Below are 12,538 nucleotides of genomic sequence, written 5' to 3'. Positions count from 1 at the left end.
GGAGGTGTAAAATATGATTTTAAAAAATTGTAAAATTTTAACAGGAACCCTTGGAGAAATTATTGAAAATGGTGCTGTATATATAAAAGAAGAAAAAATAGTTGATGTTGGAGAAACTGAAGAAATTTTAAAAAAATATCCAGATGAAAAATCAAAGGATTTAGATGGAAAAATAATACTTCCAGGGCTTTCTAATCCTTATACAAGTTTTTATATAAACGAACTTTCAATGCTTTATAAACTTATAAACTCCAAATTTCCACCATATGAAAAATTTTCAAAAATTGTTGGATATTCAGAAAAACTTGTAGAAAAAGAACAATTATTTGAGTATATTATTAAATTAGGTGGATATAAGTCTATGATAAATGGTATAACTTCAACAATTGTTTCAATACCTTATTCTAAAAACATTTCTAAAGTTAATGAACTTTGTAATTCAATAGGAATAAAAATAAAACCTTCTCCTGTTTTTTTAACTGAAAGAGGAGTTCCTAGAGCATATAGAGATGATTTAATAAATAATAAAGAAATTTCTTCAATTACTCTTTTGGGCGCTTGGGGATTAGAAGAAGAAGATTATGAATTTTTAAAGAAATTTATAAATTCTGGAAAAAGAGTAAGAATAGTAATTATTGATTTTAAACAAGAAGAAAGATATTGTAAATTAAAACATGGAAAAGATCTATTAAGCGTTTTTAAAGAAAATAATATATTATCAAAACATATAGATATAATATTTGCTGGTAATGTTAATTCAGAAATAATTGATTTTTTCTCTTCAAAAAGTGTGAGATTGATAAAGAGTCTTAGAGCTGAATTATCTGAACTTGAAAAAACTCCTGATTTATTAGATATGCTTGGAAGAGGTATGAAGGTTTCTATTGGAACTGGAACTACAGATTATTCTATTTTTGATGAAGCAAAAACACTTTTGGTTAATGAAAAATCAAGTAATAAAGCTAAATCTAATATAGTATACAATGAAGTAGAAAGAACAATTTTTATGAATAATTATTTATTTACATCGGAAGAGTTTGGAGTACAACTTGGAAAGATTGCGCCAGGAAAAGAAGCTGATATAACAATATTAAATTCAAGAACTGGAGTTTTTCAATTTGAAACAAAGACACCGTTTACAGAAATTTCTTTTAAAATAGGATCTGAACTTGAAGTTTTTGGAACTATTACAAGCGGTAAAATAGCTATGTGGGATAGGAAACCAAAAATTGCTAATGTTAAAGAAATAAGAAAAATTCAAAAGAAAATAAATAAATTTGTAAATGAAATAGAACTATAAAAAAATGCGAACATTGTTCGCATTTTTTTATATAATAACTACGTTTAACTTTGAGACATCAGAAGATATTGTTAAATGACATATGTATTCAGAATTATCATAATTAGATGAAATATAAGAACCACTTTCTGTTTTGATTAATCCTTCAAATGTTTTAAAATTTAAATCTCCAGAATGAGTTAAAATTAATCCGATGTTTCTTGGTAATTTTATTGTTAAAGAAGAAATTTCAAGATTTATATCCATTGTTGAATCTGATTTATCTATTGGTATAATAACTATTTTTGAGGCAGTTGCAGAAATATATGTATCTTTTATATTAGTTTCACGAAAATCATAAAATACATCAGCAACATTTAAATCGCTATTTAAATGATAAAGTATATTTTTATTTAACTGTAGTCTTACTTTAGCTCTTTCTGGAATTTTAGGAGATGTTACGTTTATTTTATTTTTAAATGTTATTATATTCTCGTCATTATTTAATGACATATTGTATATTTTACTATTTGATATATATTTTGCAATTAATGCATGTTCAATATTATTGCTATTTAGATTTATTTTTGTCCAATCTGCATCTATATTTAAACTTATTTCTTTGTCTAATTTATTGTAAGGGATTTTAAATTCTTTTGGCATATCATTTTTTGTTGAAAATAAAAATGTTCCACTATAAAAAGCTGAATATAAGCCATGTCCTATCATATATGAAGCTATTAAAACTAATATTATTTGCCAAAAAGATAAAATTGGAATTATTTTAAATGCTTCTAAAATTAAAAAAATACCAAAAATAAGACTTCCGAATCTTTCACCTTTCATTTTTTTAAAGTTTAATCCATCTATTAAAAATATTAAAGAGAATATTATTAAAAGAGTACTGTTTAATCCCAATTCTATTTTAAATACAATATTTAACAATATTAATATTCCAATAAGAATGCTTATTAATCCATTTCTCATTTTTTTTCACCGCCAAATATAATGTTTGAAATTCCAAGCCCTATTAAATATGAAGAAAAAATAACTAATATTATTTGCCAAAAATTAAAATTTAGTCCGAATAAACTAAATGAATCTAATATTAATATTGTTCCAGATAAAAACCCAAAAATTAAATACTTTAAAATTCTCTTTTTTTCATTTGGTAATAAATGATCTTTTACTACACCAATAGTTTTTGTAGCTATTTTTTTTGCAAATTCAGGCATTTCATTTTCAGAACTTATTTCTTCTTCAGCTTCTTCTAAAGTATTTTTTATCATATTTTTATCTCTTACTATTTTATCTTTATATATTAAATGAAAGTTTGAATTTTTGTGAAAAAAAGAAGTTGAAATTAATAAAATTCCCAATATAAATTCAAATATACTCCATATATTCATTGAATATCCAGAAAAAACTATCATTAATAATAAAATTCCTAATATCATTAAAGTTATAGAAAAACTTTTCATAAAGAACCTCCTTTAAATATCTCTTTTTTTTAAAAAGGTTTCACCTGAATTAGAATCGTATCCAAGTTCAATTAATAATTCTAATGCAAATTCTCTTGATATTTTTCCTTGTTTTAAAAGATCAATTATCTTTTTTTCTTCTTCGCTCATTATTTCTGTATCATTTTTTCCTAAATTTATTTTAGTATCATTGCTTTTTTTCCCAATTAATCTTACTGTAGAAGCTGTTGCTTTTATTTCTAAATTTCTATTATTTCCATATCCATTAATTGTTGGGATATTTGTTTTTAGTGAAGCTGAATAAGGAGTTAATTTTTTTTCTAAGTATACAGGGTCAGTACCTTTAATGTATAACTCCGCATCACCGGTTATTACTTTTAAAGTACTTTTATTAAAGTTTTCGGATAATGAATCTAAATGTATATCACCTGTTATTAATGAAACTTCTATTCTATTTAAATCTGAATTTTTTATTGAAACATCACCAGTGGTTACTTTTGAAATGAAATCTAAAATTTTTGTATTTTTTATTGATAAATCACCAGTTATTATTTTTTGTTCTAAAACATCTATTGAACAATCTTTTATTTCTATATCACCTGTTGTAAGTTTAGTATATAAGTAATCAATATTTAAATCACTCATATAAACATCACCATTTGTTGATTTAATACTTATTGATTTAACTTCTGGTGGTATAGTTAATACACAATCAATATTTTTTCCAGAAATAAAAGAACCTAAAAAGTTAGTAAAAAAATCTTCTTTTTTATTTTGAAACTTTATTATATTTGTATCTGAATTACTATAATTTTCAATATTTAATTCATTATCATCATCAAATTCTAATTGTAACGAATCTCCTTTTTTTACATTTAAATCTAAGTTTATTTTTGGAGCTTCAATTTCTAAATTTTTAAGTGGTATCATGTTTATTATTCCCATTTTTTTCCCCCCTAATAAAAATTAAAGTTATCTTTTTTTATTTTTTTTTAAAATTTCTTTTGCTTCTTCTGGAGTTATTTCTCCACGTTCAATTTTTTCGAGTATTTCAAATGTTTTAATTCTATTATCTTCTTCTCTTCTATAACCTAAAGCACTTACTAAATCCTCTAATCTTGCCTTTGCTGTTGGATAAGAAATATTCATTTCTTTTTGAAGTTCTGATAAATTGCCTCTGTTTTTTATAAAAATTTTTAAAAATAACATTTGTTCATTTGTTAATGATGCAAAATCTTCTAATTTAAAATCTCCTGAAATTTCTGTTCCACATCTTTCACATTTATATCTTGTGATTTTTAGTCTTCCTCCACAAGCTGGGCAGGTAGATAATCTTTTTTTTTCTATCATATTTTTTGCCTCCATATTCTATAAAATTTTATAAAAATTTTTAAAATTAATTCAAATCTAAAAAAATTATACTCTTTTTTTTTAGATTTGTCAATTAAAACCTTTAATATTTTTAAAAAAATAAATAAAATATTATAAAATATAATTTTGTGTTTAATTTTTTTAATTTTAAAACTAATATTTTTTTGAATTTATTTTTATTTCTTGTATACTTTAAACTAAGAAAAAATTAGAAAAATAATTGAAATAAAAAAACTTTTTATTTTAAACAAAAAATGTTATAATTGTTTTATGTAAATTATCGGAGGTGTATTTGTTTTATGGGAATTTTTGATAAATTTAAAAAAGGTCTTGAAAAAGCAAGAAATACTTTTTTTGGTAGTATAAAAACAATCTTTGCAGGGAAAACACTTGATGATGAAACATTAGAGGAGTTAGAGGAAATATTAGTAATGTCTGATATGGGTGTTGAAGTTACTCAAAAGATTTTAAAAGAACTAAAAGAATTTTATAAAAAAAGTGATGATTCAGATCCTTTGATACTTTTGAGAGATATAATGGAAGAAAATTTGACTAATGAACCTATAAACTTAAATCCAACAAAAAAGCCATATGTCATATTAGTTGTTGGTGTTAATGGAAATGGTAAAACAACTACAATTGCAAAACTTGCAAATCAATATATAAAAAATGGAAAATCTGTAGTTCTTGCTGCTGGTGATACATTTAGGGCAGCTGCTATTGAACAATTAAAACATTGGGGAGAAAAAATAGGCGCAGAAGTAATAGCTCATGAACATGGATCTGATGCGGCAGCTGTTGCTTTTGATGCAGTTAAACATGCAAAAGCAAAAGGAAAAGATGTTGTTTTAATAGATACTGCAGGTAGATTACATAATAAATCAAATCTTATGGAAGAGTTAAAAAAAATAAAAAGAGTTGTACAAAAAGAATTGCCTGAAGGTATTGATGAAACATTATTGATTTTAGATGGAACAACAGGTCAAAATGGTATAGTACAGGCAAAAGCATTTAAAGAAACTGTAGATATAACAGGAATTGTAATTACAAAATTAGATGGAACTGCAAAGGGAGGTATAGCTTTTGCTATAGATCATGATTTAAATATTCCAATAAGAATGATTGGAGTTGGAGAAAAAGAAGATGATTTACAACCATTTGTTCCACATGAATATTGTGATGCTTTGCTTGGATTGGAGGAATAAAGTATGGCAAATTTTTATAAAGAAATTACGACTTGTCCTATTTGCAAAACTGAATTTACGTATGCAAAGATTATGTCTTCTGCTATAAAGGTTAAATCTTATGATCAAGATTTAAAACCTAATTATGTAGATTATAATCCGTTGATGTTTTCTATTATAACATGTACGAACTGTAAATTTACCTATAATGAAAAAGATAAAGATAAAATAAAAAATAATATTTCTCCAAAAAAATTTGAATTAATAAATAAGTATCTTTCTAATATAACAGAAGAAGATATATTTAAAATAGATAATAGTGAAAATAAATCTCCTGAATTTTATAAACAACAGTTAGTAATGGGATCAGAAATATACTCTATATTAAAAAAACCATTTGAAGTAGCAAAGTTGCTTTTGAAATTAGCTTGGCATTATAGAGATATTGATGATGAAAGAAGAGAATTAAAAATATTAAATAATGTTTTGAAAATTTCAACTATGTATTTTGAAGAAGCATATACAGATGATGATACTATTTTTGCTTTATTTTATTCTGGATATATAAGTTATAGATTTGGGAATTTAAATGATGCTGCTAGATATTTGGATAGACTAAATAGTAAGTATAAAAATGCAAGAAGCCCTTATATAAGAGCTTCTAAAGAATTGAGAGGGGAACTTAAGTGAAGAAGGCGTATATTTTAATTTTACTGATAACTATTTTGATTTTTACAGGATGTACTACTTTAAAAAAAGATCCAAGTCTTCCTGAAAATCAATTAAGTGAAATAAATACTAACTTAAAGAATTTAAATGATAAAATAAAAATATTAGAAGATAAAGTAAATTATATATCTAAAAAAGTTGAAGAGAATTCTGATTATAATGATAATACAAAGACGAATATAAATAGTTTAAAAGAAAATTTTGATATTGTGGATAAAAGGCTTAGAATAATGGAAGGTTTTATTTATGATGGTAAAAGTGTCAACAATAATTCGAAAAATAATATAGAAGAAAGAGTAAAAAAATTAGAAGATTCTTTAGATAAGATAGCTACTTCTTTATCTGGAGATTCAACAAAGGTTAATTTAGAAACTATTACTAACAAAATTAAAAATATTTATTCGGAAAATGAATCAATAATAGATAATTTAAACAAATTAAGCGAAAAGATTAGTTATTTAGAAAGTAGTTATAAAAATTCAGATAAATATTTAATGGAAAATGGAAATTTAAAAGAATTTATTTCTAATGAAATAAATTCTGAAATATCAAAAATGGATTTTAGTAAATATGTAAAAGATGTAGTTGAACTCAAAACAGAACAAGAATTTTCAAAATTATATTATGAAAATAAAAAGGAAGAAATACAAAAAATAGAAACTTTAACTAAAAAAGTTGATGTATTACAAGATAATATAAAAAATTTAAGTAATGAATTTGAAATGGTTTCATCTAATCCGGCTCACAGTTTAGATGAAAAATATACCACTCAAATTCAAGAAATTGAAAAGAAAATAAATACAGCTTTATTTTCTATGGGAAATAGTGAAATTCAGAAATTATTTCAAAATAAATCTGAGTTAAATTATATAGTTAAATCTGGAGATACTTTAAGTGAAATTTCATATGCTTATGGTCTTGGATATTCTGGAATAGAAATATTAAAATCTGCTAATAATCTTAAAAATGCTGGTAGTATACGCGTTGGTCAAAGAATAAAAATACCTGTTGGAAATATAGAAAAATATATAAAATGGCCTTTAAAAACAACTAGAATAATTGATTATGATAGAATAGTTGTTAAATTTGGTGAAAGAACAGTTGGTGGGATTACAGCTGGAATAGGTATATTACCTAAAAGTTCTGAAAGAATATACCCTATACTTCCAGGTAAAATTATTGAAACTGGTAAAGATGCCAAAGGAACTTATTATGTTAAAATAGATCACGGAAATTCAATAGTTAGTGTTATTTCGAATTTGTATGTTTTGTATACAAAAATTGGTAAATGGGTTGGAAGTACAGATTCATTAGGATCTGTAAAAAAAGATAAGTTAGTTATGATTGAATTATGGAAAGAAGGCGAGCCAAGAGATCCATTGAAATTATTTTTTAAGTTAGCTGGACAATATAAAGCTACTTATTATACTGAATGGGATGATAAACATATATATTCTCCAACATTTAGAGTTACAAAATCTGGAAAAATACCAAAAAATTTTGAAACTATAGCTGCTGATCCTAAAAAGTTACCAATTGGTACGGTTGTTTATATACCACAATTTAGTAAATTGCCTAATTCTGGATTTTTTGTTGTAGAAGATATAGGAAGTTCTATAAAAGGAAATAGAATTGATATATATATAAATGATGTTAGAAATGCTGATATAAAAAAAGATGTAACACTATATATAGTGGGACAGGAGGGGTAACATGAGTTTAACAGTTAAAAGTAGCTATGCGTTAAGAGCTTTGTATGAACTCTCAATTTTAAATAAAAAAGGGAAAAAAAAAGTATCAATAGCTGAACTTTCTAAAAATCAAGAAATACCAAGAGATTTTTTAGAAAAAATATTTAGTGAACTCAGAGATGCGGGAATACTTCTTTCAATAAGAGGAAGATATGGTGGATACGTGCTTTTAAAAAAACCATCTGAATTAAAAATAAGTGAAATAGTAAATATTTTAGATAAACCATTGCAATCTTATAAGTGTGTTGGAGGAGAATGCTCTATGGAAGTTAAGTGTGCTGTTGAATTTGTTTGGAAAAGGGCATACAACACAATGATGATGGAACTTAGTAAAATAACACTTCAAGATATAATAGATCATGGACAAAAAATGATAAATGGAGGTACTGACATTGCCAAAAGCAATAATGTTGATGAGTGGCGGTGTTGATAGCTCCGTTGCTGCATACTTATTAAAAAAAGAAGGATATGAAATTATAGGTATACATTTTAAAACTGTAGAAGATATAATCTTTTCATTAATACCAGAAAAGAAAAAAGTTTGTTGTAGTCCTTCTGATACAAATGATGCTTTAAAAGTATCAAATGATATAGGACTTGATGATTTTAAAGTTATTTCAATAAAAGAAGAGTTTAAAGAAAAAATCATAAAGTATTTTATTGAAGAATATTCAAAAGGTAAAACTCCAAATCCCTGTATGTTGTGTAATAGATACTTTAAATTTGGGAAAGCTTTTGATATTATGAAAGAGTTAAATGCTGATATTGTAGTAAGTGGTCATTATGTAATTTCTGAATTTTCAGAAAAACACAATACTTACGTAATAAAAAAAGGGATTGATGAATATAAAGATCAATCATATTTTTTATCTATGGTAAAAAAAGAATATTTAGATAAAATGTACTTTCCACTTGGAAAATTAAAAAAAGAAGAAATACGAAAAATAGCTTTAAATTTGGGTTTAACAGTTGCCAAAAAACCAGATAGTCAAGAACTTTGTTTTATACCAGACAATAATTATGTTAGATACTTAAAAGATGCTGGTTTAAAAATAAAAGAAGGAAATGTGTTAAACTTAAATGGCGAAGTAATAGGAACACACAGTGGATATACTAATTATACTATTGGTCAAAGAACTGGAATAAAATATTTTAAGAATGCTTCAAGTAAGCTATATGTTTATAAATTAAACTCTGAAAAAAACGAAGTAACGGTTGCACCTAAAGAAAAATTATATTTTACGCAAATGATAGTAAATAAATTAAATATGTTTGTTGAAATTGAAGATAAAAACGTTTTATGCAAAATAAGAAAAAGGAATGAAGAGAAAAAAGTAAAAGTAATAAAAATAAATAAAAATGAACTTAAAGTTATATTTGAAGAACCTGTTTTTGCTATAACACCTGGTCAATTTGCTACCTTTTATGATGAAGATGGCATTGTTTTGGGTTCAGGAATAATTCAAAAATATTTGGAGGATTAAATATGAAAGAAGTTGCTGTATATCCTGGAAGCTTTGATCCTATAACTAAAGGACACATAAACATAGTAGAAAGAGCAGCAAAACATTTTGATAAAGTTATTATATTAGTTTTAATGAATGTAAACAAAAATTATACATTTTCTTTGGAAGAAAGAATAGAATTAACAAAAAAATGTGTTTCACATATAGACAATGTTGAAGTTCAAAGCTATTCTGGTTTATTAGTAAATTATGCTAAAGAAAATAATATAAAATCAGTAATAAGAGGTTTAAGAGCTGTTACAGATTTTGAATATGAACTTCAAATGGCTAATGCAAATAGGTCTCTTTATAAAAGCTTAGAAATTTTTTTCTTAATGACAGATACTGAGTATTCCTTTGTTTCTTCTTCTATGATAAAAGAAGTTGCAAGATTTAAAGGGGATATAAGTATGTGGGTATCAAAAGAAGTTGAAGTGGCGTTAGCTAAAAAATTTGAATAAAAGTTAACTTTTCATAAGTTTTTAACAGTTATTATACTGAAATAAAAAAAATATATGATAGAATATAATGATTAAAATAACCGTAAGGAGGTACTATTTAATGGCTGTAACTGTAGAAATGATAAAAAAATTGAGAGAAGCAACAGGTGCTGGTATGATGGATTGTAAAAAAGCTCTCGTTGAAACTGATGGAAATCTTGATGCTGCAATTGATTACTTAAGAAAAAAAGGTGCTGCTAAAGCTGCAAAAAAAGCAGATAGAACTACTGGTGAAGGTATTGTTTATTCATATATACATCATAATGAAAAAATTGGTGTTCTTCTAACTTTAAGCTGTGAAACAGATTTTGTTGCTAGAACAGAAGATTTTCATGCAATAGCAAAAAAGATTGCTTTACAAATTGCTGCTATGAATCCAAGATGGTTATCAAGAGAAGATGTACCAGAAGAAATTATTAATAAAGAAAAAGAAATATATGCAGAAGAATTGAAAAATTCCGGAAAACCAGAACATATAATTTCTAAAATAACAGAAAATAAATTAGAAAAATTTTATGAAGAAAATTGTTTATTAGAACAAGTTCATTACGAAGAAAAGAAAAAAATAAGTGATATGATTACTGAAGGAATTGCAAAAATAGGTGAAAATATAAAAGTAGCAGAATTTACAAGATATCAAATAGGATAATGGGTGGGGTGTTTTTATTCCACCCCTTTTTTTTAGGGAGGGATGTGTATTATGTATAGAAATGTACTCCTAAAATTAAGTGGAGAAGTTCTATCTGGAGAAGGAAGTAAAGGCTTCAATCTTGATGCTTTAAAATATATGGCCGAAGAAATTAAAAAAATATCTCAACATGGTTTAAATATAGGAATGGTTGTTGGTGCAGGTAATATTTTTAGAGGAAAAGAATTACCTGGTATGACAAATTCAATTGCAGACCATATAGGAATGATGGGAACTGTAATGAATGCTCTTTTTATTAAAGATTATTTTGAAAAATCAGGTATAAAAACCGTTGTCGTTTCTCAAATTGTAAACTTGCCTTCAGTTAGATCTATACATTATGATGATATAGATTTATACTTTAATTCTGGTTATGTTGTAATATTTGCTGGTGGAACTTCAAATCCTTTCTTTACAACAGATACTGCAGCAGCTTTAAGATCTGTTGAAATGAAAGCAGATATACTTGTAAAAGCCACTAAAGTAGATGGAATATATGATAAAGATCCAAAAAGGTTTACAGATGCTGTGAAATATGATACAATTACATATGAAGAAGCAATTTCTAAAAATATAAAAGTAATGGACACAGAAGCATTTGCTATTTGTCAAAGATATAATATGCCAATAATTGTATTGGATTTTTTTAAAAAAGATAATTTATTAAATGCAGTAATGCAAAATAAAGTTGGAACAAAGGTTGTTCCAAATAGATCATAACACTAGAGGGGGTGTTGTATAAACATGGAATTATTTTATGATGAAATTGTAGAAGTAAAAGCAAGAGAAGTTTTAGACTCAAGAGGTAATCCAACTATTGAAGCAGAAGTTATTTTAGCAAGTGGAGCAACAGGATCTGCAATAGTACCATCCGGGGCATCAACAGGTATTTATGAAGCATTAGAATTAAGAGACGGTGATAAATCAAGATATATGGGTAAAGGTGTTTTAAAAGCTGTTGAAAATGTAAATGATATAATAGCTAAAGAAGTACTTGGATTAAATGTTTTTGATCAAGCATTAATAGATAAAGTTATGATAGATCTTGATGGAACTGAAAACAAAGATAAACTTGGAGCTAATGCAATATTATCTGTATCAATGGCTGTTGCAAGAGCAGCTGCAGATTCTTTAGGGATTCCTCTTTATAAGTATCTTGGAGGTCCTAATGCAAAGGTTATACCATCACCAATGATGAATATTGTTAATGGTGGTCAACATGCAGATAATAGTTTAGATATTCAAGAATTTATGATAATGCCTTTAGGTTTTCCAACATTTAGAGAAGCATTAAGAGCAGGTTCTGAAATTTTTCATACTTTGAAAAAGATATTAAAAGAAAATGGTCTTGCAACCTCTGTTGGAGATGAAGGTGGATTTGCTCCTAATTTGAATTCAAATGAAGAAGGACTTCAATATATAATGAAAGCAATTGAAGCTGCAGGATACAAACCAGGAGAAGAAGTATTTATTGCATTAGACAGTGCTGCATCTGAATTTTATAATTCAGATACAAAAAAATACTCAGTTGATGGAAAAGAATTAACTTCAGAAGAACTAGCAGATTACTATGCAGGATTAATTGAAAAGTATCCAATAATCAATTTAGAAGATCCATTTGATCAAGATGATTGGGATGGTTATAAGAATTTAACAGCTAAAGTTGGTCATAAAGCTCAAATAGTTGGAGATGACCTTTATGTTACTAATGTAAAAAGACTAAGAAAAGGTATAGAAACTAAAGCAACAAATTCTATTTTAATAAAATTAAATCAAATAGGATCAGTTACAGAAACACTTGATACAATAGAACTTGCAATGAAAAATAATATGACAGCTGTTATTTCTCATAGATCAGGAGAAGCAGAAGATGCATTTATAGCTGATCTTGCTGTTGCAACAAATGCAGGATTTATTAAAACAGGATCATTATCAAGAACAGATAGAATTTTAAAATACAATCAATTATTAAGAATTGAAGAACAACTTGGAGAAGTTTCTGAATACAGAGGAAAAGATGCATTTTATAGTTTAAATAAATAAGAATAGG

Annotated in this window: 14 protein-coding genes; 10 read left to right on the top strand and 4 right to left on the bottom strand. The window is 25.8% G+C overall.

The genetic code is table 11. The features are described 5' to 3' along the window. The first annotated feature begins 13 nt into the window (after positions 1 to 13). Positions 14 to 1,300: an amidohydrolase family protein gene (locus IGS63_RS10000; RefSeq protein WP_190614635.1), complete on the top strand. Its 1,287-nt coding sequence runs from the start codon at positions 14 to 16 to the stop codon at positions 1,298 to 1,300. 27 nt (positions 1,301 to 1,327) lie between these two features. Here IGS63_RS10000 and IGS63_RS09995 read toward each other — a convergent pair whose 3' ends face one another. From IGS63_RS09995 to IGS63_RS09980, 4 genes are read right to left on the bottom strand one after another with little or no spacing between them, the layout of a single operon-like run. Then, positions 1,328 to 2,266, bottom strand: coding sequence for a hypothetical protein (locus IGS63_RS09995; protein WP_190614633.1), 939 nt, complete (start codon positions 2,264 to 2,266; stop codon positions 1,328 to 1,330). Then, positions 2,263 to 2,760 (bottom strand): hypothetical protein, encoded by a 498-nt coding sequence (locus IGS63_RS09990; RefSeq protein WP_190614632.1) that lies wholly within the window; start codon positions 2,758 to 2,760, stop codon positions 2,263 to 2,265. Before IGS63_RS09990 ends, IGS63_RS09995 begins: the two co-directional genes overlap by 4 nt. 12 nt (positions 2,761 to 2,772) lie before the next feature. Beyond that, on the bottom strand, positions 2,773 to 3,705 hold the full coding sequence (locus IGS63_RS09985; RefSeq protein WP_190614630.1) for a DUF4097 family beta strand repeat-containing protein: 933 nt from the start codon (positions 3,703 to 3,705) through the stop codon (positions 2,773 to 2,775). A 27-nt stretch (positions 3,706 to 3,732) separates the two neighbouring features. Continuing rightward, positions 3,733 to 4,110: a DUF2089 domain-containing protein gene (locus IGS63_RS09980; RefSeq protein ID WP_232521211.1), complete on the bottom strand. Its 378-nt coding sequence runs from the start codon at positions 4,108 to 4,110 to the stop codon at positions 3,733 to 3,735. A 320-nt stretch (positions 4,111 to 4,430) separates the two neighbouring features. Between IGS63_RS09980 and ftsY the strand changes: the two genes are divergently transcribed. The 9 genes from ftsY (at position 4,431) to eno (ending at position 12,531) form a co-directional block, all read left to right on the top strand. Then, positions 4,431 to 5,336, top strand: a complete 906-nt coding sequence (gene ftsY, locus IGS63_RS09975; RefSeq protein WP_190614628.1) for a signal recognition particle-docking protein FtsY — start codon at positions 4,431 to 4,433, stop codon at positions 5,334 to 5,336. Positions 5,337 to 5,339: 3 nt separating this feature from the next. Next, positions 5,340 to 6,005: a DUF2225 domain-containing protein gene (locus IGS63_RS09970; protein WP_190614626.1), complete on the top strand. Its 666-nt coding sequence runs from the start codon at positions 5,340 to 5,342 to the stop codon at positions 6,003 to 6,005. Then, positions 6,002 to 7,756, top strand: a complete 1,755-nt coding sequence (locus tag IGS63_RS09965; RefSeq protein ID WP_190614625.1) for a 3D domain-containing protein — start codon at positions 6,002 to 6,004, stop codon at positions 7,754 to 7,756. The genes IGS63_RS09970 and IGS63_RS09965 overlap by 4 nt, the downstream gene beginning before the upstream one ends. A gap of 1 nt (position 7,757) precedes the next feature. After that, on the top strand, positions 7,758 to 8,225 hold the full coding sequence (locus IGS63_RS09960) for an RrF2 family transcriptional regulator (RefSeq protein ID WP_190614623.1): 468 nt from the start codon (positions 7,758 to 7,760) through the stop codon (positions 8,223 to 8,225). After that, positions 8,188 to 9,279, top strand: coding sequence for a tRNA 2-thiouridine(34) synthase MnmA (gene mnmA / locus IGS63_RS09955; protein WP_232521210.1), 1,092 nt, complete (start codon positions 8,188 to 8,190; stop codon positions 9,277 to 9,279). The genes IGS63_RS09960 and mnmA overlap by 38 nt, the downstream gene beginning before the upstream one ends. A 2-nt stretch (positions 9,280 to 9,281) precedes the next feature. Then, the gene (coaD, locus tag IGS63_RS09950) at positions 9,282 to 9,761 is read left to right on the top strand and encodes a pantetheine-phosphate adenylyltransferase (protein ID WP_190614622.1); all 480 of its coding nucleotides are present in this window, start codon (positions 9,282 to 9,284) and stop codon (positions 9,759 to 9,761) included. A gap of 100 nt (positions 9,762 to 9,861) precedes the next feature. Continuing rightward, complete coding sequence (gene tsf, locus IGS63_RS09945; RefSeq protein ID WP_190614620.1) at positions 9,862 to 10,449, top strand: translation elongation factor Ts; 588 nt, start codon at positions 9,862 to 9,864, stop codon at positions 10,447 to 10,449. A gap of 51 nt (positions 10,450 to 10,500) precedes the next feature. After that, positions 10,501 to 11,208 carry a UMP kinase gene (pyrH, locus tag IGS63_RS09940; protein ID WP_190614618.1) on the top strand — a complete coding sequence of 236 codons (708 nt, stop codon included), beginning with the start codon at positions 10,501 to 10,503 and terminating at the stop codon, positions 11,206 to 11,208. A 24-nt stretch (positions 11,209 to 11,232) separates the two neighbouring features. Further along, entirely contained in the window at positions 11,233 to 12,531 is a 1,299-nt protein-coding gene (eno, locus tag IGS63_RS09935) for a phosphopyruvate hydratase (RefSeq protein ID WP_190614616.1), read from the top strand. Positions 12,532 to 12,538 lie beyond the last annotated feature (7 nt).

Origin of the sequence: Tepiditoga spiralis (genome assembly GCF_014701195.1) — a bacterium.
Taxonomy (GTDB): Bacteria; Thermotogota; Thermotogae; order Petrotogales; family Petrotogaceae; genus Tepiditoga; species Tepiditoga spiralis.
This window is presented reverse-complemented; position numbering and strand designations above follow the sequence as displayed.